18 protein-coding genes and 1 pseudogene are annotated in these 18,731 nt (G+C 67.3%); 9 read left to right on the forward strand and 10 right to left on the reverse strand.

Annotated elements, in window-relative coordinates:
- Positions 1–80 precede the first annotated feature (80 nt).
- Positions 81–1,118 (forward strand): lipid A deacylase LpxR family protein, encoded by a 1,038-nt coding sequence (locus tag YWC_RS0120585; protein ID WP_027867089.1) that lies wholly within the window; start codon positions 81–83, stop codon positions 1,116–1,118.
- Between the two features lie 95 nt (positions 1,119–1,213).
- Complete coding sequence (locus YWC_RS0120590; protein WP_027867090.1) at positions 1,214–1,651, forward strand: hypothetical protein; 438 nt, start codon at positions 1,214–1,216, stop codon at positions 1,649–1,651.
- Positions 1,652–1,779: 128 nt separating this feature from the next.
- On the opposite strand, the gene YWC_RS0120595 is transcribed toward YWC_RS0120590, so the two are convergent.
- The 3 genes and pseudogenes from YWC_RS0120595 to folE all read right to left on the reverse strand — a co-directional run bounded on the left by YWC_RS0120595 (position 1,780) and on the right by folE (position 3,496).
- Positions 1,780–2,391 carry a phosphatase PAP2 family protein gene (locus tag YWC_RS0120595; RefSeq protein ID WP_027867091.1) on the reverse strand — a complete coding sequence of 204 codons (612 nt, stop codon included), beginning with the start codon at positions 2,389–2,391 and terminating at the stop codon, positions 1,780–1,782.
- A 176-nt stretch (positions 2,392–2,567) separates the two neighbouring features.
- Positions 2,568–2,843, reverse strand: a pseudogene (locus tag YWC_RS30175) (transposase); the annotation flags it as partial.
- An 86-nt stretch (positions 2,844–2,929) separates the two neighbouring features.
- Entirely contained in the window at positions 2,930–3,496 is a 567-nt protein-coding gene (gene folE, locus YWC_RS0120605; RefSeq protein ID WP_027867092.1) for a GTP cyclohydrolase I FolE, read from the reverse strand.
- 143 nt (positions 3,497–3,639) lie between these two features.
- Here folE and YWC_RS30180 point away from each other — a divergent pair, with 143 nt between their 5' ends.
- The gene (locus YWC_RS30180) at positions 3,640–4,497 is read left to right on the forward strand and encodes a hypothetical protein (protein ID WP_051306619.1); all 858 of its coding nucleotides are present in this window, start codon (positions 3,640–3,642) and stop codon (positions 4,495–4,497) included.
- Between the two features lie 3 nt (positions 4,498–4,500).
- Here the strand turns inward: YWC_RS30180 and nudC are convergent, their stop codons facing one another.
- Positions 4,501–5,322, reverse strand: a complete 822-nt coding sequence (nudC, locus tag YWC_RS0120615) for an NAD(+) diphosphatase (RefSeq protein ID WP_027867093.1) — start codon at positions 5,320–5,322, stop codon at positions 4,501–4,503.
- Positions 5,323–5,496: 174 nt separating this feature from the next.
- Between nudC and YWC_RS0120620 the strand changes: the two genes are divergently transcribed.
- The 4 genes from YWC_RS0120620 (at position 5,497) to YWC_RS0120635 (ending at position 9,677) form a co-directional block, all read left to right on the forward strand.
- Positions 5,497–7,176, forward strand: a complete 1,680-nt coding sequence (locus YWC_RS0120620) for a carbamoyltransferase family protein (RefSeq protein ID WP_027867094.1) — start codon at positions 5,497–5,499, stop codon at positions 7,174–7,176.
- A gap of 798 nt (positions 7,177–7,974) precedes the next feature.
- On the forward strand, positions 7,975–8,349 hold the full coding sequence (locus YWC_RS33845) for a N,N-dimethylformamidase beta subunit family domain-containing protein (protein WP_027867095.1): 375 nt from the start codon (positions 7,975–7,977) through the stop codon (positions 8,347–8,349).
- 41 nt (positions 8,350–8,390) lie between these two features.
- Positions 8,391–8,519, forward strand: a complete 129-nt coding sequence (locus YWC_RS34060) for a hypothetical protein (protein ID WP_267872172.1) — start codon at positions 8,391–8,393, stop codon at positions 8,517–8,519.
- A gap of 105 nt (positions 8,520–8,624) precedes the next feature.
- On the forward strand, positions 8,625–9,677 hold the full coding sequence (locus YWC_RS0120635; RefSeq protein ID WP_027867096.1) for a glycosyltransferase family 9 protein: 1,053 nt from the start codon (positions 8,625–8,627) through the stop codon (positions 9,675–9,677).
- Positions 9,678–9,718: 41 nt separating this feature from the next.
- Here YWC_RS0120635 and YWC_RS0120640 read toward each other — a convergent pair whose 3' ends face one another.
- The 5 genes from YWC_RS0120640 to YWC_RS0120660 form a co-directional block, all read right to left on the reverse strand.
- Positions 9,719–10,876 (reverse strand): glycosyltransferase family 9 protein, encoded by a 1,158-nt coding sequence (locus tag YWC_RS0120640; protein ID WP_027867097.1) that lies wholly within the window; start codon positions 10,874–10,876, stop codon positions 9,719–9,721.
- Positions 10,873–11,736 (reverse strand): glycosyltransferase family 2 protein, encoded by an 864-nt coding sequence (locus YWC_RS33850; protein WP_051306620.1) that lies wholly within the window; start codon positions 11,734–11,736, stop codon positions 10,873–10,875. Before YWC_RS33850 ends, YWC_RS0120640 begins: the two co-directional genes overlap by 4 nt.
- A complete protein-coding gene (locus YWC_RS33855; protein ID WP_027867098.1) occupies positions 11,737–12,372 on the reverse strand; it encodes a DUF4254 domain-containing protein in 636 nt (211 codons plus the stop codon).
- A 185-nt stretch (positions 12,373–12,557) separates the two neighbouring features.
- Positions 12,558–13,715 (reverse strand): MFS transporter, encoded by a 1,158-nt coding sequence (locus YWC_RS0120655; RefSeq protein WP_027867099.1) that lies wholly within the window; start codon positions 13,713–13,715, stop codon positions 12,558–12,560.
- A 577-nt stretch (positions 13,716–14,292) separates the two neighbouring features.
- On the reverse strand, positions 14,293–14,718 hold the full coding sequence (locus YWC_RS0120660; RefSeq protein WP_027867100.1) for an organic hydroperoxide resistance protein: 426 nt from the start codon (positions 14,716–14,718) through the stop codon (positions 14,293–14,295).
- 230 nt (positions 14,719–14,948) lie between these two features.
- Between YWC_RS0120660 and YWC_RS0120665 the strand changes: the two genes are divergently transcribed.
- Positions 14,949–15,935, forward strand: coding sequence for a Gfo/Idh/MocA family protein (locus YWC_RS0120665; protein WP_027867101.1), 987 nt, complete (start codon positions 14,949–14,951; stop codon positions 15,933–15,935).
- On the opposite strand, the gene YWC_RS0120670 is transcribed toward YWC_RS0120665, so the two are convergent.
- The gene (locus YWC_RS0120670) at positions 15,917–17,692 is read right to left on the reverse strand and encodes an ABC transporter ATP-binding protein (RefSeq protein WP_027867102.1); all 1,776 of its coding nucleotides are present in this window, start codon (positions 17,690–17,692) and stop codon (positions 15,917–15,919) included. The genes YWC_RS0120665 and YWC_RS0120670 overlap by 19 nt on opposite strands.
- 156 nt (positions 17,693–17,848) lie before the next feature.
- Here YWC_RS0120670 and YWC_RS0120675 point away from each other — a divergent pair, with 156 nt between their 5' ends.
- The gene (locus tag YWC_RS0120675) at positions 17,849–18,715 is read left to right on the forward strand and encodes a universal stress protein (protein ID WP_027867103.1); all 867 of its coding nucleotides are present in this window, start codon (positions 17,849–17,851) and stop codon (positions 18,713–18,715) included.
- The last annotated feature ends 16 nt before the right edge of the window (positions 18,716–18,731 follow it).

Genomic DNA, 18,731 nt, shown 5'->3' on the forward strand with positions numbered 1-18,731 from the left:
CAGGCTTCCTGCCGTGGATCAAGAAGCGCTTTAACGCAAGCACAAGACTGGAGGATGTTTCGAATAAGAAAGGACGACCCATGCGCGCCATCGGCAGCCTTCTCGCATTTTCCGCCTTCCTTGTCATGCTTCCCTGCAGCGGCCAGGAAACGCCAGCCACGGCAGGCTTTCTGGTCTGGGAAAACGACAGCCGCTTCAATACCGACCGCTACTACACCAACGGCATCCAGTTCGTCTCGCGTAGTACGGAAGACGACCGCGGTGCGCTCACCCGGCGCTTGCTTGGTACCGCCTGCCGCCTGTTCGGCTGCGGCGACGCGCGCTTCCTGTTTTCCCAGCACAGCCTGGGCCAGCTGATGTACACCCCGGGCGACATCACCGTGGCCGCGCCCCAGCCCCTCGACCGCCCCTGGGCCGGCCTGCTCTACGTGGAGCGCCAGTGGCTGCTCCTGGCGCCGGAGGGCGCATCGATCACGACCCTGACGGCCCAGGCCGGTGTGACCGGCAGGCTGTCGCTGGCCGAACCGGCGCAGAAACTGTTCCACCGCATCCTCGACCGTCCGCGGCCGCAGGGTTGGGACCACCAGGTCGGCAACACCCTGGCCGTGCTGGTATCGGTGGAGCGGCGCTCGGCCTGTCCAGGCCTGTCGGGCGACCTGGTGGGCGACGTGCAGCTGCGCACGGCCGGCCACTGGCGGCTCGCGCTCGGCAGCATCATGAGCTATGCGGCCGGCGCCGTGAGCGTCACGATCGGCAAGAACCTGCCGCCTGTCGCGCCAGCGCCGCCGGGCATCGTCAACCGGCTCGGGCCCCTGGACACGATCTGCCTGCGGCGCTGGGTCCAGTGCACGCTGGTGCTGGGCGCGGAGGCGCGCGGCATGGCGTACAACCTGTTCCTCGAAGGCCGGCCGTGGAAGGACGACCCTGGCGTGAAGCCGCGGCGCTGGGTCGGCGAGCTGAGTGCCGGGCTGCGGCTGGATTTTCCCGGCACCCGCGGCCGGGAGCACGGTCCCTGGTTCGCGCAACTGCGGGCCATCCGCCGCAGCGCCGAGTTCCGCGCGTCGCTGCCAGTGCCGCGCCATACCGTCGCGTCGCTCACCCTGGGTACCGATTTCTGAACGGGCGGGAGGGGACGCGCAGTTGCGCCCGCCCCATGCCGCTTCTATACTCCGTCAGGCAATGCCTTTACGCATCATCTGACCACGGAACCGCCATGCGCAAGCCCTTCTACCTGCTCCCTGCACTTCTTGCACCACTGCTGCTGGCCGGCTGCGTCAATGATTCGGCCAGCTACCCGATCGCGGGCAAGGAACATGCGCTCAGCGTGCGCGTGCTGCAGGATTATTTCTGGCGCAAGGAGGCGACGCTGCGCCTCATCGTCGCCCGCATGCCGGACTGCCAGCGCCAGCTGGAGCTGGGCAAGGTGTCATTGTCGGGGCTGGAGATCGAGCTGTTCGCAAGCGGGCCCGACGTATATACGCTGCGCTCGGGCGAGGATGTCTGGCAGGTGGAAACCCAGGGCTGTACCGAACTGGAAGCGCCGGAAGCGAATGCGGTCACCGGCCAGGCGCTGGGCAGCTTCCACCTCGACGAACACGACAAGCTGGTCTTCGAGGCCGCCGCCGCTGCCGGTACTCCTGCGGAACAATAAGCGTAGGAAAGCGCGGCCGGCGCAGGAAACCGTCCACGCGTCCTGCGTGCGTTGGATTCCTCGCCCGACGCAGGTGGCGACCAGGTCGTTGCCGGCCGCGCCGCCCTACCCGGCCATCATCGACATCATCAAGGGCGCAGCCAGCCGCGCCCGATCGGTACCGCCAGTACGCGGCGGTACAGGTTTTCCACCACAGGCAGCACCTGTGCGCATGCCGCGCGCACGGCCGGCGTCTGCACCAGCAAGGCCATCGACGCCGACATCAGGAGCGCTCCCGCCATGTCCTTCGGCCAGTGCACGCCCAGGTAGACGCGCGACCAGGCCACTACCAGCGCCAGCGGCAGCAGCAGCAGCATCCATCCGACGCGGCGCGCTTCCTGCACCCGGCTGAACGCCAGCACCAGGGCCACCGAGAAGATGCTGGTGGCATGGTCGCTCGGGAAGGAGCTGTCCGGGGCATGCAGCAGGAAGGTCTGGCCGACTTCGGCGACGAAGGGCCGCGGGCTGTACCAGAAATGGCCGATCAGCGCGTTCAGCGTGAGCGCACAGCCGGCCGCGATGAAGGCGCGCAGCGCGACCTCGCGCCCGGGCCCGCCGCCGAGCCACAGCATGACGAGCGACAGCGGCATCACGAAGATCAGCCACTGCGCGGCGAAGATGGCAGCCATCAACTGCCAGCCGGTCAGGCCGGCCTGGGCGTTGAGGGTGGAGAACAGGATCAGGTTGAGGTGCTCGAACATGGCGCCAGCTCGAAGATAAAATATTGATAAGCTTTCCTGTAGCTTAGCCGAGCCCGGCTGACGCACTTTTCAAGAAGTGCAACAGATTGTGACAATTCCCCGACAATGTCGCGTGCGACTGCTTCAGCTCAATGGCGGTGGAGCAGGCGCCTCAGCTGTGCCAGTTCCATTTCGCGTCCCGATTTCTCGAGCACGCTTTCCAGCAGGCTGCGGTCGCCATCGCGCAGCATGGTCCACTGCGTGAAGTATTCGTGCACGGTACGCCAGGGCGGAAAGCCCGCCGGCATGCTGCGCCAGGTAGCGCCGGTGTGGAGGAAATAGAGGACGGCACAGAACACGTCGTACAGGTCGTGCTTGCGCGGGCGGGTCTTGCGGCGCGCCGCTTCCAGCATGCCGCGCACGGGCTCGAACTGTTCGCGAGAAATATCGCTGGGAAATGCCGGACGATCCATGGCGCGTCCTCCGAAAATCACTTGGAGGCCGGCGATCCGGAACAGGTTCCAAGGCGGGCGCGGCAGCCCGCCTTTACAGCTTAGTCCTAGTCGCGTGCCAGCGCCAGGAACTCGGTACGCAAAGCCAGGTTCGGTTGCAGTTCACCGAGCAGGGCCGAAGTGATGGTCTCTTCGCCGATGGCGCGGATGCCGCGGCTTTCCATGCACATGTGGCGGCACTTGACGACCACGCCCACCGCCTTCGGCTCCAGCACTTCCATCAGCGCGTTGGCGATCTGGATCGTCATGCGCTCCTGCACCTGCAGGCGCTTGGAGAAGATGTCGACCAGGCGGGTGAGCTTGGAGAGGCCGACGATCTTCCCGTTCGGCAGATAGCCGACCGTGGCCTTGCCGAAGAAGGGCGCCAGGTGGTGCTCGCAATGGCTGTAGACCGGGATGCCGCGCACCACGATCAGTTCGTTGTATTCCTCGGCGCCGTCCTCGAAGGCCTTGAGCACTTCGACGGGATCCTGGTCATAGCCCGAGGTCCAGTGTTTCCAGGCCTTCGCCACGCGGTGCGGCGTTTCCTGCAGGCCCGGACGGTCCGGATCCTCGCCCAGGCTGGTCAGCAGGCGGCGCCAGTCGTGTTCGGTGAAAGCTTCTTTGTCAGACATGGTGAACCTTAAAAAATCGATTGCCGCAAGTATATAGAAAATGCGGGAAGGGTTCCGGCGGCTGCCGGTTTATTGAGCAAAGTTAATGTCGCCGCGCACAACAGCGGTAGCGTGGAAGGCGGTTCCAGTCCTGGGAGATCGCCATGTTCGGCAGCACGGTCCTCGAAGTCGCCATCGGCCTGACGTTTTGCTACGGCACCCTGGCGCTGGTCGTCAGTACCTTTCAGGAAGCGCTGGCGGCGGCCTTCAGCCTGCGCGCCAACATGCTGCTCGACGCGGTCAAGCGCATGCTGGACGACCCGCGCTGCGAGGCGCTGGCGCAAAGCCTGTACGACCATCCGCTGGTCAATCCGCACGGCAGCACCACTGCCCGGCGCAAACTATCGGTGCGGCCATCCTACATCGAACCTGCCCACTTCGCGATCGCACTGCTCGATTCGCTGCGCAGCAATCCGGCCATCCCGCTGCAGGCGGCGATCGAAGCCCTGCCCGACGAACAGGTCAGGCGCGTGCTGCTGGCCCTGTACCGCCAGTCCAGCGGGGACCTGCAGCGCTTCCAGGAAGGCATCGCCGGCTGGTTCAACAGCGCCATGGAGCGCCTGTCCGGCGTCTACAAACGGCGCCAGCTCCTGATTTCCTTCCTGCTGGCCCTGCTGCTCACCATCCTGCTGAACATCGACAGCATCCACCTGTTCCAGACCCTGTGGCAGAACCCGGCGCTGGCCGCCCAGATCAAGGCCGCCCCGAGCGCGCTCGACGCCGAGGCACTGCGCCAACTGTGGGCGATGCCGATCGGCTGGAGCAGCTTCCCGCCGCGGCTCGACACCGCTTTTGCCCTGCAGGTGGCCGGCTGGCTGATCACTGCCGGCACCACGCTGTTCGGCGCCCCGTTCTGGTTCGACCTGCTGCAGCGCGCGGTGCAGCTGCGCGGCACCGGGGCCAAGCCCCAGCCGCAGCCTCAAGTTGTCGTACGCACGGAGAATGCGCCGGCGCAGTCCTGAGCGCTAGCGCCCTGGTGGGCGGTGGGCGTCCACCAGCACGCTCGACACTGAAATGTGCGGCACCCGTTCGGGCCATTCGTCGTCCGGCCCGAACCAGCGCGCCTCCGAGATCTCCGACGTGTCGACGCGGATCTCGCCATCCAGGTAGTCGGCCGTAAAGGCCAGCATCAGCGAATGCGGGAAGGGCCAGGACTGGCTCGCGAAATAGCGCAGGTTCTGCACTCGCAGCCCCACCTCCTCGTAGACCTCGCGGTGGATCGCCTCTTCCACCGACTCGCCCGCCTCCAGGAACCCGGCCAGCGGCACGAAGCGCTTGGTCGGCGAGGCGATGTGCATCGCCAGCAGCACGCTGTCGCCCTTCCTGATCAGGACCATCATGGCCGGCGAGATGCGCGGGTAGGCCATGTGCCCGCACTGCACGCACTTGTAGCAGCGTTCGCCGGCCGCCAGCACGGTGCCGCTGCCGCAGGCGCCGCAGAAGCGGTGGGTGCGCGCCCATTCCGCCACCTGGGCGGCGCGCGCCGCCAGCCCCAGCAAGGCCTCGTCCATGTCCGCGAACAGCGAGCGCAGGCTGCGCAGGGCATAGCCCGGCGGCAGCGCCGGTTCGCTGTCGAACCAGCCCGTCTCGCAATAGCGCTCGCCGTACAGGCCGAGCGGCTGCAGGCGGGCGCGGTCCACCTCCAGCCGGTCGAGCGTGGCGGCGTCGGGCAGCGCCAGGTCATGCTCGCGCACCAGCAGGCGGCCGCCGTGGAACAAGAAGCTCAGGGGCGCGGGGTCGGATTGCTGCGCGAACAGCGGCGTGAAGCTGGAAGGGGTCTGGAGCATGGTCGGTTCGGCTAGGGCGGACAGGGCAATAACCCGATCATACCGCCTTTCGCGGCGCCCTTCTTCCACCTCTCTTAAGAACCGATTCCGCCACAAACGAAGTGAACTAATCCTGCTCAGCAGGCTCAAAGTTGGGCTGTCCGCTGCATCGCCCCCGACACCAGGAGATCACCGATGGACGACACCCCAGTTGTGCTTGGCATTAACCGGACCCAGGACGCCAGCATCTGCCTCATGCAGGGCTCACACCTTGCCTGGGCCATCCAGAAAGAACGTCTCACGCGCCACAAGCACCACTGGGGCAAGCCCGGCGACCTGCGCGACCACTATGCGCCGCGCCTGCCCGGGCTCGAGCGCCCGGTCGACATCGTCGTCGAATGCTTCTCGTCCGATGAAGAAATCGGCAGCCTACCCGTCTATGACGACGAGCTGGCCGCCACGCTGGCACTGGCGCGCGACAGCCGGCGTGCGCGCATCTCGCACCACCTGGCTCACCTGTACAGCGTGTTCCACCCCTCCCCCTTCGACGAGGCCGCAGTGATGGTCATCGACGGCCAGGGCAGCCCGGTCTCCGACTTCACCGAGCATTGGAGCGGCGCCGCCAGCACGCCCGGCGACTGGCGCGAGGTCTCTTCCTTCTACAGCGCCAGCCGCAAGGAGATCCGCTGCATCGGCAAGCAGGTCTGGGACCGCGACGACGGCCGCCTCGTCGGCCTCGGCATGTTCTACTTCCTGCTGACCCAGGCGATCTTCCCGGGCGAGGGCAACGAAGGCAAGGTGATGGGCCTGGCCCCCTACGGCGACCCGGCGGCACTTGGCCTGCCGCCGCTCGACGTCGAAGGCATGGCGGTCGGCATCCCGTCCGCCTGGCGCTCGCTGCTGCGCGAGCGCAGCCGCTTCCGCTTCGGCAGCGCGGAAGCGCGCTTCACCGACTGCGCCAACCTGGCCGCCGCCGGACAGCGCGCCTTCGAGGACGCCTTGCTGGCGCTGGCGCACTGGCTGTACCGCCAGACCGGGGCCGAGCACCTGTGCTTCGCCGGCGGCACGGCCCTGAACTGCTCCGCCAACGAGCGCCTGCTGCGCGAGACCCCGTTCCGCCGCGTGTTCCTGCCGCCGGCGCCGAGCGACGCCGGCACCGCCCTCGGCTGCGCCATCTACGGTCTCACCGAGCTGGCCGGCCGGCCCTGCGACTTCCGCTGGAGCGCCGATTACCTCGGCCCGCCACCCCAGCTGTCCGACATCGAAGCGGCGCTCGACGGCGCCACCGACCTCGTGGTCGAACGGCCGCGCGGCCGCGACGCCCTGTGCGCGCGCATGCTCGACCTGCTGTGCACCGGGCGCGTGATCGGCCTGTACCAGGGCCGCAGCGAGTTCGGTCCGCGCGCGCTCGGACACCGCAGCATCCTGGCCGACCCGCGCCGCGACCGCATCCGCGACTGGATCAATGCGCGGGTCAAGCAGCGCGAATGGTTCCGCCCACTCGCCCCGGTGGTGCCGGAAGAGCGCGCCGCCGTCTACTTCGACGTGGCCGGCCCGTCTCCCTTCATGCAGTTCGCCGCGCCGGTGCGGCCCGAAGTCGCGCCGATGCTGCCGGCCATTACCCACGTGGACGGCACCGCGCGCCTGCAGACCGTCGGCCCCGCGGACGACCCGCTGCTGCGCGCCCTGCTGGCCGGCTTCGAGGTGCGTACCGGGGTGCCGGTGCTGCTCAACACCTCCTTCAATGGCAAGGACGAGCCCATCGTCGAGACGCCCTTCGAGGCCGTCGCCGCGTTCCGGCAGATGCCCCTGCACGCACTGGCGATCCCGCCCTTCCTGGTGACCAAGCGCAGCGAGCCGGAGCTGCCGGTATGATCCGTGCCTACCCCGGGCGCCCGAGCGTGCGGGCGGGCGAGACGCTCACCCTGCACGTCTCGGGCGACGCGCCGCGCTTTCGCATCGCCATCTACCGCTGGGAAGACGGACTGGTGCCCGTGCGGCTGGGCAGTTGGCTGCGCGCCGAGCACCTGCCCGACGGCCGCGCCGACGAAGACTGGCAGTGGCCGCCCTACCAGGTCGAGACCGGAGACGACTGGCCCTCGGGCGTCTACCTCGCCCATCTCGAGCTGCCGCAGGGCCGGCCCCTGCGGCTGTCCGCCGATTCCGCCGCCGCCCTGTTCGTCGTACGCGCCAGGGCGAGCAAGACCATCCTGTACAAGCTGCCCGTCGCCACCTGGCACGCCTACAACTGCTCCGGCGGCGGCTGCTTCTACACCAATCCGCCGCGCTCGGCGCACCCGCCCGGCGCCCGCGTCTCGCTGCGCCGGCCCGGCGGCGGCATCGGCGGCCTGACCTGGGGCGCGCAAGACTACTACGACCCGCGCTCCCCGCGCCAGACCTTCGCGCACTGGGATGCGCGCTTCATCCGCTGGATGGCGCGCTGCGGCTATGCGGCCGACTTCTGCACCGACCTCGACATCCATGCGCAGCCCAGGCTGCTGCAGGACTACCGCCTCTTGGTCAGCGTGGGCCACGACGAATACTGGAGCGAAGACACGCGCGACGCGGTCGAAGACTTCGTCGCCGGCGGCGGCAATCTGGCCCTGTTCGGCGCCAACCTGTGCTGGTGGCGTCCTACGCGGCCCGATCCACCTGGTCGACGAGGGCACGGCCATGGTGTGCCACCAGGGCGGCAAGCACGGCGCCTGGGACCACTGGTGGCCCGCCACCGGCGCCCAGCGCCCGGAAGACTCCCTGAGCGGCGCCAGCTACCGCCATGGCGGCGGCTGGTGGGACGGCCCGCGCGACACGCCCGGTTTCATCGTCCAGCAGCCCGGACACTGGATCTTCGCGGGCACCGGCCTGGCGCGCGGCGAGTCGCTCGGCGCCGATACCTGGCCGCCGCTGCCGGGATACGAGTGCGACGGCATACCGGTCGACCACATCGGGCCGGACGGCCAGGCCATCCTGTCGGCCTGGCGCGACGAAGCGGGGACGCCGGACGGCTGCCAGTTGCTGGCCGCCTGCCCGCTCGACCGGCGCTGGTAGGCCATGGCGCCGGCGAGGGCATCCACGTCGCGGCGATGGGCATGTTCCGGCATGGCGGCACCGTGTTTTCCGCCGGGACCACCGACTGGGCGCAGGTGCTGGGCGAGGCACGCGACCGCAGGGTCGAACGGATTACCCGCAACGTCCTCGACCGGCTATGCCACGCCTGACGCGCTGCTGACCTTACAAGACCTGCTTGTGACTGCTGGAGACCGGTCCGCCGCTGTAGTGCCTGGCTGTGGAATTTACGCAAGGCTGGATTATTTGGAGAACACATGAATCGGCGTTCGTTCCTGCACCGTCACGCTATCCGCAGCGTCATCGTGTTTCGCGCCCTGCAGCTGGGGGACATGCTCTGTTCGGTACCGGCCCTGCGTGCACTGCGCACCGCCTTGCCGGACGCGCGGATCGTGCTCACGGGCCTGCCCTGGGCGGCGCAGTTCGCCCGGCGCTTCGACGCCTACATCGACGATTTCATCCCCTTCCCGGGCCATCCGCTGCTGCCCGAGCAGGCGGTGCGCCACGAGGAACTCACGGCCTACTATGCGTCCATCTGCGAGCAGGGTTTCGACCTCGCCCTGCAGCTGCACGGCAGCGGCGACGTGACCAACCATATCGTCGCCGGTTTCGGCGCCCGCGCCATGGCCGGTTTCAGCCGCGGTGAAGCAAGCCAGACCGAGCGCACCCTGCTCGTGCCCTGGCCCGACGCGGGCGCCGAACAGGAACGTCTGCTGATCCTGCCCGGGCGGCTGGGCGCGCCGGACGCCGGCGCCCAGCTCGAATTTCCTCTGCGGCGCGAAGACATCGACGAACTCGACACCAGCAAGGTCGCCCCTGACCTCGAGCCCGGCAACTACATCTGCATCCATCCCGGCGCACGCAAGCGCGACAAATGCTGGCCTCCGGAACGCTTTGCGGAAGTGGCGGACCAGATCAGGCTGGAATTCGGCCTGGACACCGTCCTCACCGGTTCAGCCGACGAAGCCCCGCTCGCCCGCGCGGTCGCGGAGCACATGTGTTCGCCCGCGATCGAGGCCGCGGCGCCAATCTCGATCGGCGCCATGGCGGCCCTGATGAGCCGCTCGCGGCTGCTGATCTGCAACGACACCGGGGTATCGCACATCGCGGCCGGCCTCGGGCTGAACAGCGTGGTGGTGTTCAGCAAGGCGGACATTGCCCGCTGGGCCCCGCTCGACCGCCTGCGCCACCGCTGCATCTGGGATCCGGCCGCCGAGCGCGCCGCGGTGGTGCTCGAGCATGCTCGTGCCCTGCTTTCCGGGACGGAGCCGAGCGGACAACGCGCGACGGGCATGTGGCCGTATTGGTGAAGGCACCGGCCCTGTTCACCGGATCAGGATGCCGCATGGCTTCACGCACTCGATGCGACGGCAGGCTGGCTTTGCAACTGCGCGAACGCCAGCCCCAGCACGTCGTCGACCGAAATATCGTGCAAAAAGCTCTCCTGGTGCGGACAGCGCGGTGCGCGGTTGTCCGCGCCGCACACGCTGCAGCGCACCTGGGCCGAGACGGCAGCGCGCAGCAGGCCCGGCCGCAAGGGTGCGCCGTCGACCAGGTTCGTATGCCAGAACAGGCCGACGGCCGGGGTGCCGATGGCCAGCGCCAGGTGCAGCGGCCCCGTGTCGTTCGATACCACCAGCGCGGCACGCTCGAGCACGCCGCACAGGCCGCCCAACCCGAGCTTTCCGGCAAGGTCGAGGGCCGGCTGGCGCATGCCGCCGACGATCCGCCGTACCAGGCCAGCCTCCTGCGCGGTGCCGTTGACGGCGACCAGCACACCGGCCTTGGCCAGCGCGTCGCCGACGGCGATAAAGCGCTCCGCGGGCCAGCAGCGGCGCGGATCGGAGGATCCCGGCTGCAGCAGCACCAGTGGACGGTCACAACCCGGCGGCGGCACCGGTATCGTGGTCCCGTACTCGGCCAGCCGGCCATGCGCCGCGTCCCGGCCGTCGGGGGGAAAGAGCTCCGCCGCAGCTTCGCGGTCCGCCGGCGTGACCGCCAGTTCGCGCTGCATCCACGGCAGCGTCGCGCCGGCCAGCGCGGCGATCTCCAGCAAGGCCAGCCGCCGGTTGGCCGGCTCGACGTGGACAGCCCAGCGGTCGAGCGGTGGGGCGCCGTCCGCGCGCGCCCCGACAGCCAGCCTGGCCTCCATGCGCATGACGAAGGGATTCGAGTAGCGCCCGCCGCCGTACATCTGCACCACGATATCGAAGCCTTCCCCTCGCATGCGTTCGACGAAGCACGCGACAGCTTGCTCGTCGACCGGCTCGTCCACGGGCGCCCCGACGCCGGGAATGGGCGGCAAGACCACGACCCGGTCGACCGGCCCCGGCCGCCCTTCCAGGAAATCCGCGTGCCAGGCCTTGCCGAGGAATACCAGTTCGGCGTCCGGATAGGCATGCTTCAGCGCGTGCAGGGCCCGCAGGGCGAAGACGAAGTCGCCCACCGCGTTCGGCCGCAGGACGGCGATCTTCGCCACCCCGTCGAGCCGGGCCGGTTCGTCGCTCATGGCCGCTCCTGGGCCGGCGCCAGGGAAGCCGACGATGCCGCGCGATCGCCGTGCGGCAGCAGCGCCCAGGGCGCATCGACCCTGCGCTCTTTCAGCGTGGTAGGCAGCTCCATGTGATAGGCGCCGGAGGGCAGCATGCCGCAGCCGCCGAAGCGCTCCATGACGCGCAGCTGGGCGAGCACGTCCTCACCACAATGGCCGGGAGGCAGTGCCGGCCAGAAATCGAAGCCGCCGGCGGCGCGCAGCTTGGCGCTATCGAACATCACGCAGCCACCCACCCAGGCCACGCGGTAGGCACGCTCCTGGTCTGGCGGGATACCGAGACGGCGCTGCAGGTGGAACAGGTTGGCTGCGCTGTGCAGGTGATGGCGTGCCCATGCACTACTGCCCGGCATTACGGTTTCCGGCTCGACGCGGTCTTCCCAGAACGTAAGCTGCTCCTGCGCGGGGCGTTCCTGGCCCAGGTAGCTCAGGCCATGCACCGCGCTGCCGGCAAACCCGCATCCCTGCCGCACCAGCAAGCCGTGCAGGCGCCTGACCAGGCCCGGCTCGAGGATGACGTCGTCGTCGACGAACAGGCAATACGGCGCCTGGACCTGCGCCAGCAGGAAGGCGCGCTGCTCCGCCATGCCGCGCCGCGGCAGGTGGTGCCAGGTCTCGAGCTGGTGTCCGCGCGCGCGCAGGTAGCGCAGCACGGCGACCACCTCGGCCTGTCCGAGGGCCGTGCTGCCCTCGGTCTGGTCGGACACGACGATGCGCAGCGCGGGATAATCCTGTGCACCGATCGCTGTCAGCGTGACCGCCAGCGCCGCCGGCCGGCCGCAGGTGGGCACCAGGACGTCGATGCGCGGCAGCGCCATTCAGCCGCCTGCCTGCGCCGCGCCGCCGGCCGCCTGCCCGTACAGGTAGGGGTTGAGCGCGGGATCGTTGTACATCTTGAACTGGCGGTAGACCTTGAAATAGGCCTGGCCGCTGCGCGCCTCGCGCAGCAGCTGGTCGAGGCAGGCGGCAAGGTCGTGGCGTTGGGTAGTCAGGCGCTGCAGCCGGGCGCTGCACGCCTGCACGTGCGCCTGCCCCGCATCGCTGCGTTCGGTCTGCAGCCGCATGTGGTGGATCTTGAGCGACAGGATCGACAGCCGGTCGATCATCGCGCCGGGCGTCTCGCTCGACAGGCGCGCCCCCGGGACAGGCTCGACGCAATGGGCAGCTGCGAGGCCGGCCAGCAGCGCTTCGTCGATGGCTTCGACCGCATCGTTGCGCTGCTGGTTGTAGCGGTCGATCAGGCGTTTGCTGGTGGCGATCTCGGCGGCGGGAACGTCGACCCGGCGTGCGCGGTCTTCTTCCTGCCACAGCAGGCAGTTGTGGCGGTGGTTGGCGTCGATGGCCTGCCAGGCCCCCGGGAGTGCGGCCGCGCGGTGCAGGCTCGGCCAGTCGGACTGGGCAAGCTCGCCGTCGTGGAACTGCGTTACCGCGGCTGCATCGACTGTGCTCGTCATGGCATCTCCGTGATCAAGGGGCTTGTCCATTGGAGACGACGCGGCGGGCGAAGTTCGGCCAGTGCCGGGACAGGCTTGGGATAGCGCAAACAAAAAAAAACGCAGACGGCGCATGGCGCGGTCTGCGTTGGAAGCCGGCTTGCGCCGTGCGAGGATCGGGTGCCGGAAGGGAGCCGGCGGGAGACTTACTTCAGCAGCTTGGTACGGCTTGCAACGAAGGCGATGACCAGGGAGAGCCCGCCGAGGTAGGCGATGGCTGCCTGCATGCCGACGAAGTGGGCGACCGCGCCGATCACCGGCGGGCCCATCAGGCTGCCGCCGTAGGCCATGCTGGCGACGGCGGCCAGGGCCATCGGGCCTTGCGCGCCGGCTGCGCTGAACACGAAGGGGAACAGCAGCGACAGGCCGAGGCCGGCAACCGCGAAACCGGCCAGGGCGACGTAGGCGTTCGGGGCCATCACGGCGAAGAACAGGCCGCACGCCGCCACCAGCGAACCGATGGTGACCAGGCGCTGGGCGCCAAAGCGCACTTTCATCTTGTCGCCGACCATGCGCGACAGCAGCATCATGACCGAGAACGCGGACAGGGCCAGCGGCGCCAGGCCGTCCGAGGCACCGAAGTGCTCTTTCAGGAACACGCCGCTCCAGTCGGCGATGCTGCCTTCCGACATCGAGCCCAGGAAGCCCAGCAGACCCAGCAGTGCCAGCGGACCGCGCGGCAGCGAGAACGACTTCTTTTCCACCTGCTCGGCGGAATCGTCGGCGTCCATCATGCTGAACGCGCCCCACAGGACCAGGGCCAGCGGACCGGCCAGCATCAGGAAGTGGGTGCCCGGGGCGATCTTCATGCTGGCCATCAGGCTGCCCAGGGTGGCGCCCACCAGGCCGCCGGCGCAGGCAAGGCCATGCAACATCGACATCTCGGCCTTGCCGGTCGTCTTCTCACGCTTGCTCGCGGCCGCGTTGATGGCGACGTTGAAGGTGCTGGCGGTGATGCCCAGCATCAGGACCGCCAGCATCAGGCGCGATACGGTCGGCGCCATGCCGATCGACACCAGCACGCAGAGGAGCGCCATGCCCGAGACCAGCGCCGACTTGCGGGCGCCGAAGCGGCCCATCAGGAAGGACGAGATCGGGTAGGACACGACGGCGCCCAGGCCGCCGCAGAGCAGGACCATCGACAGCTCCGAGTGGGATACCTGGACGCGCTCGGCCAGGGCCGGGATGCGGCCGGCCCACGAGCCCATGATCAGGCCGAACAGGGCAAACAGGACAGGGAGTGCGTATTGCTGGGTTTGCGCGAGACTGAAAGAAGAACGCGAAGTAGAAACAGTGGTGTGCATCGGCTTACGTGAATTGTTAAATTTTTTCGGGAGTTTTCAGATTTGCCAGCCCATCCTGATCGATTGAAATATTTAAGTCAGGAAGCTGATGGGAGGCAATTCTATACGCTCGGAAATTTTTTTGTTTGCCGTGCGGAAAAAATTTTTATGCCGTTGTTTTGTGCCGACGCAAAGATGACAACACCATTAGCGAACCTATACAAAATCCTGCAAAAGTAAGCATGAAATAGCGAAACAAGGCCTAAATGTAAGCAAATGCTTCAGTCTGCTTGCTCTCGTACTGGCCGCGCCACTCGCTCTACATTGATTAAACAAGCCGGCAAGGATTACATTTGGCGCAAATGGAATAAGCGATTAAGCAATTCCTCCTCTATCAAACCTGCGCCGCCTTTACCGATTATTTCGCTTGCCTATTTCCGATATTCAGAAAATGAATTGTGAAATTGAAGAGCTCGCTTATTAAATGTGAGTTATATCCAGCAATAAGTAAAAGCGCTGTCAAAAAAATAAAAAGCCAGCCTGGCCCGGCCTGATCGGCCCGGCAAGGCTGGCTTCCCCGTCCGGAAAACGGAACGCGTCAGACCAGCTGCAGGTTCACGTCGATATTGCCGCGCGTCGCGTTCGAGTACGGGCAGACGATGTGAGCGCGCTCGACCAGGGTGCGCGCCTCTTCCTCGGGCACGCCCGGCAGGCTGATCTGCAGCGTGACCTCGATGCCGAAGCCGGTCGGGATCGGACCGATGCCGACGCTGCCCTGCACCGACACGTCCGGCGAGATCTTCAGCTTGTCGCGGGCCGCCACGAATTTCATCGCACCCAGGAAGCAGGCCGAGTAGCCGGCAGCGAACAGCTGTTCCGGATTGGTCCCGCCGCCGCCCGCGCCGCCCAGCTCCTTCGGGGTCGACAGCTTGAGGTCGAGTGCCTTGTCGGACGAGACGGCGCGGCCGTCACGGCCGCCGGTGGCAGTGGCGCTCGCACGGTAGAGGACTTTTTCGATTGCCATGATGATGCTCCTTTGCTGTTGTGGGCAGGGCCCGGTTGTTTTATAGCGATTAAATAGCACATTACTTAAAAGGCACCGCTGTCGGGTGGATGACCTCAGCTTCGCTGCCATGGAAAAGATAATACATAGCGCACTATTTAATTGCAAGCGATTTTTCTGGAGACCGATTGCGAGAGTATGCTTCGTAGCGCACGATCCTGATGAACCATCCAAAGACAAGGGGACATCCGATGGACGATACGGTACGCTGGGGCATCCTAGGCACGGGCGGTATCGCGCGCGCATTCGCGCTGGGGCTGAAGCATGCGCCGGGCGCGGTGCTGGCGGCAGTCGGTTCGCGCACGCTCGAGAGCGCGCAGACCTTCGCGCGCGAACTGGGCATCGAACAGGCCTACGGCTCGTACGAGGCGCTGGCCAGGGCGGACGACGTCGACATCATCTACATCGGCACGCCGCACCCGATGCATGCGCCGAACTCCCTGCTGGCCCTGGGCGGCGGCAAGGCCGTGCTGTGCGAGAAGCCCTTTGCCATCAACCGGCGCGAAGCCGGCGAAGTGGTGGCGCTCGCGCGTGCCAAGAACCTGTTCCTGATGGAGGCGATGTGGACGCGCTTCCTGCCGGCGCTCGCCGAAGTCAAACGCATCATGGCATCCGGCGAGATCGGCACCGTCACCCAGGTGCATGCCGATTTCGGCTTCTCGGCCACGCTGGACCCCGAGCACCGGGTCAACAAGCGAGAACTGGGCGGCGGCGCCCTGCTCGACCTCGGCATCTACCCGCTCTCGATCGCCTGCGCCCTGCTGGGCAAGGTGGAGAACGTGCAGGCCCAGGCCATCATGAGCGAGACGGGCGTGGATGCCACCACCGCCTTCATCATGAAGCACCAGGGCGGCACCCTGTCGGTGTGCAGCTGTTCGATCCGCGCGCGCTCGGCCTCGGAACTGATCGTCTCCGGCACCAAGGGCAGCATCCGCATGCACCGCATGTTCCACCTGGCCGAGCGCATCACCGTGGACCTGCAGGACGGTTCCTCGCGCACCATCCCGACGCCCTACCTGGGCAACGGCTACACGCATGAAGCGATCGAGGCCGGACGCTGCCTGCGCGAGGGCCTGATCGAGCATCCCCTGATGACGCACGAGGACACCTTGTCCAACATGGCCCTGCTGGACCGGATCCGCGGGCAGATCGGCCTGCGCTATCCCGCGGACGCCTGAACCGAGCCGGCCGGCACGGGCCGCTCGCCGATCTGCTGGCGCCACATCGCGTAGTACAGGCCCTTCTGCGCCACCAGCGCCTCGTGCGAGCCGGTTTCGACGACGCGGCCCTTTTCCAGTACATAGATGGTGTCCGCGTGCATGACGGTCGAGAGCCGGTGCGCGATCAGGATCGTGATCTGGCTGACACGCGCCGAGATGTCGCGCACCGTGTTGGTGATCTGCTCTTCGGTCAGCGAATCCAGCGCCGACGTCGCCTCATCGAAGATCAGGAGGCGCGGTTCGCGCACCAGCGCCCGGGCGATCGACAGGCGCTGCTTTTCGCCGCCCGACAGCTTCATGCCGCGCTCGCCGATGACGGTGTCCAGCCCATCGGGCGACTTCTCGACCAGGTTGGCGCACGAGGCCTGCGCCATCGCCGCCATGATCTGTTCGTCGGTCGCATCCGGCTTCACGAACAGCAGGTTGTCGCGGATGGTCCCGGCGAACAAATGGGTCTCCTGCGTGACGAAGCCGATCTGGCGGCGCGCCTCGTTGTAGCGCAGGTCCGCGGTCGAGATCTCGTTGTAGTACACCTTGCCGCGCGCCGGCGTGTACAGGCCAACCAGCAGCTTCACCAGGGTCGATTTGCCCGAGCCCGACGGCCCCACGAAGGCCACCGTCTGGCCCAGCGCGGCGCTGAAGGAGATGTCCACCAGCGAATCCTCCTGCGCACCCTTGTGGCGGAAGCCCACGTCGGCGAAACGGATCTGCTCGAGCGCGCCGATCTCGACGAAGTCCTGCGGGCGCCGCTCGATCGGCTTGTCCATCAGGGTGCGGAAGTTGAGCAGCGAGGCCTCGACCTCGCGGTGCGCCAGGATGATGTTGCCCAGCTCCTGCAGCGGCGCGAAGATGGCCACCGAGATGAACTGCATCGCGATCAGCTCGCCCGTCGACAGCATCTTGCGGAAGATCAGCCACAGCAACGCGAACAGGATCGCCAGCTTCAACAGGCTCAGCGTGCTGCCCTGCAGGAAGGAGAGCAGCCGGATGCGCTTCACCTTTGCCATCTCGAGCGCGAAGATGCTGTCGGTCTGGGCGCGCAGGCGCCGGATCTCGGTGAAGGTCAGGCCCAGGCTCTTGATCAGTTCGATGTTGCGCAGCGATTCGGTGATGAAGCCGGAGTTGCGGTTGGTCTCGCGCACGATCGAGCGCTGCTGGGTCTTGATCTCGCGGCTCAGCAAGCCGGTGAGCCCGCCCAGCACCAGCACCCCGACCAGGAACACCGGCACCAGCAGCCAGTGCTTGGTCACCGCGTACCAGACCAGGAAGGACACGCCGACCAGCGAGGCAAATACCGTGTTGATGAAGGTGTTGATGAAGCGCTCGCTGTCGGCGCGCACCTTCTGCAGCAGCGACAGGGTCTCGCCGCTGCGCAGGTCTTCGAATTCCTGGTACTTCAGGCGCAGCACCTGGCGCAGGCCGTCGTTGAAGATCGCCACGCCCAGCTTCTGCACCACCAGCCGCGTCACGTATTCCTGCAGCGCCTTGGCCAGGCGCGCCAGCAGGGCCACCAGCACGGCCAGTCCCAGCAGGCGCAGCACGCCCACCACCAGTTCGTCGTCGCTCCTGCCGCCCGGGTGCAGCGCGTAGTCGTCGATGATCATCCCGAAGATGATCGGGTCGACCAGGTTCAGCACCTGTGCCAGGCCCGCCAGCAGCAGCGCCAGCGCGGCAAGGCGCCAGTGCGGGCGCAGGTAATTCCAGAGGATGTGCATGTTTCGCATGCTAGCAAGCCCGCCGCCTGCGGCGCGCACGAGCGCTGTGTTTGGCAGAAAATTTGCCGTATTGACCTGAAGTAATGCGTTGCCGTATCCCATGCAAAACAGTAAAGTGGAGCCATTTGCCGCTTTTTTCCCGGCATGGAGGTTTACGTGAACGACAGTATCCCGCCATCGCGGCTGCTGCTCGCCACGGACTTGTGCGCGCATTGCGACCGCCCACTGGACCGTGCCAAGCAGCTGGCGCTCGAATGGCAATCCGAACTGGTCATCCTGACCGTGCGCGAAGGTCCGCGCACGCCCGACGAGGTGAGCGCCTGGCTCGACCGCGACGCTACCGTGTCCGCGCTCGAACTGGCCGCACGCCGCGAGCTGCAGGAAGAATTCGCCGGCAGCGGCGTGGCGCCGACCCTGCAGGTGAGGGACGGCGAGGTCGTCGATGCCATCCTGGATACTGCCGGCACCCTGGGCGACGGCGTGGTCGTCACCGGCGCCTCGCGCGACGAAGGCTTCCAGCAGCTGATCTTCGGCTCCACCACCGAGCGCCTGGCACAGGGCCTGGCCCAGCCGCTGCTGGTGGTGCGCCAGCGCACCCGCGGCGCCTATGCGCGCATCCTGGTCGCGAACGATTTCTCGGACGCCTCGCGGCGTGCGCTGGAGACCACCGTGCGGCTGTTCCCCGGACGCCGCATCGTCCTGTTCCACGTGCTCGAAGCGCTGGCCGAGCCGGTTGCCGACGCGGTGCCGGAGATGCTGGCGGCCAGCGAGCGCTTCCTCGACGGCTGCGCCCTCCCGCCCGGCGCCCGCCAGCATATCGCGCCCTTCATCGGCCACGGCGGCGTCACCGACACCATTACCCGCTATGCCCACGAACATGCGCTCCAGCTGGTCGTGCTGGGCGTGCGCGAACGCTCGAGCGTGGCGCGTGTATTCATGGGTAGCCGCAGCGACGACCTGCTGCAGCACCTGGCCTGCGACACCCTGCTGGTGCGTGCACCAGAAGGCGGTGTCGATGGCTGAACGACCCGCACCGGCC

The sequence above is a fragment of the Massilia alkalitolerans DSM 17462 genome, assembly GCF_000427785.1.
GTDB lineage: Bacteria > Pseudomonadota > Gammaproteobacteria > Burkholderiales > Burkholderiaceae_D > Telluria > Telluria alkalitolerans.

Excerpts from the sequence above, each read along its gene's own strand:
- YWC_RS0120585 (WP_027867089.1), top strand. The coding sequence starts at position 81 with ATGCGCGCCATCGGCAGCCTTCTCGCATTTTCCGCCTTCCTTGTCATG.
- YWC_RS0120590 (WP_027867090.1), top strand. The coding sequence starts at position 1,214 with ATGCGCAAGCCCTTCTACCTGCTCCCTGCACTTCTTGCACCACTGCTG.
- YWC_RS0120595 (WP_027867091.1), bottom strand. The coding sequence starts at position 2,391 with ATGTTCGAGCACCTCAACCTGATCCTGTTCTCCACCCTCAACGCCCAG.
- folE (WP_027867092.1), bottom strand. The coding sequence starts at position 3,496 with ATGTCTGACAAAGAAGCTTTCACCGAACACGACTGGCGCCGCCTGCTG.
- YWC_RS30180 (WP_051306619.1), top strand. The coding sequence starts at position 3,640 with ATGTTCGGCAGCACGGTCCTCGAAGTCGCCATCGGCCTGACGTTTTGC.
- nudC (WP_027867093.1), bottom strand. The coding sequence starts at position 5,322 with ATGCTCCAGACCCCTTCCAGCTTCACGCCGCTGTTCGCGCAGCAATCC.
- YWC_RS0120620 (WP_027867094.1), top strand. The coding sequence starts at position 5,497 with ATGGACGACACCCCAGTTGTGCTTGGCATTAACCGGACCCAGGACGCC.
- YWC_RS33845 (WP_027867095.1), top strand. The coding sequence starts at position 7,975 with ATGGTGTGCCACCAGGGCGGCAAGCACGGCGCCTGGGACCACTGGTGG.
- YWC_RS34060 (WP_267872172.1), top strand. The coding sequence starts at position 8,391 with ATGTTCCGGCATGGCGGCACCGTGTTTTCCGCCGGGACCACCGACTGG.
- YWC_RS0120635 (WP_027867096.1), top strand. The coding sequence starts at position 8,625 with ATGAATCGGCGTTCGTTCCTGCACCGTCACGCTATCCGCAGCGTCATC.
- YWC_RS0120640 (WP_027867097.1), bottom strand. The coding sequence starts at position 10,876 with ATGAGCGACGAACCGGCCCGGCTCGACGGGGTGGCGAAGATCGCCGTC.
- YWC_RS33850 (WP_051306620.1), bottom strand. The coding sequence starts at position 11,736 with ATGGCGCTGCCGCGCATCGACGTCCTGGTGCCCACCTGCGGCCGGCCG.
- YWC_RS33855 (WP_027867098.1), bottom strand. The coding sequence starts at position 12,372 with ATGACGAGCACAGTCGATGCAGCCGCGGTAACGCAGTTCCACGACGGC.
- YWC_RS0120655 (WP_027867099.1), bottom strand. The coding sequence starts at position 13,715 with ATGCACACCACTGTTTCTACTTCGCGTTCTTCTTTCAGTCTCGCGCAA.
- YWC_RS0120660 (WP_027867100.1), bottom strand. The coding sequence starts at position 14,718 with ATGGCAATCGAAAAAGTCCTCTACCGTGCGAGCGCCACTGCCACCGGC.
- YWC_RS0120665 (WP_027867101.1), top strand. The coding sequence starts at position 14,949 with ATGGACGATACGGTACGCTGGGGCATCCTAGGCACGGGCGGTATCGCG.
- YWC_RS0120670 (WP_027867102.1), bottom strand. The coding sequence starts at position 17,692 with ATGCACATCCTCTGGAATTACCTGCGCCCGCACTGGCGCCTTGCCGCG.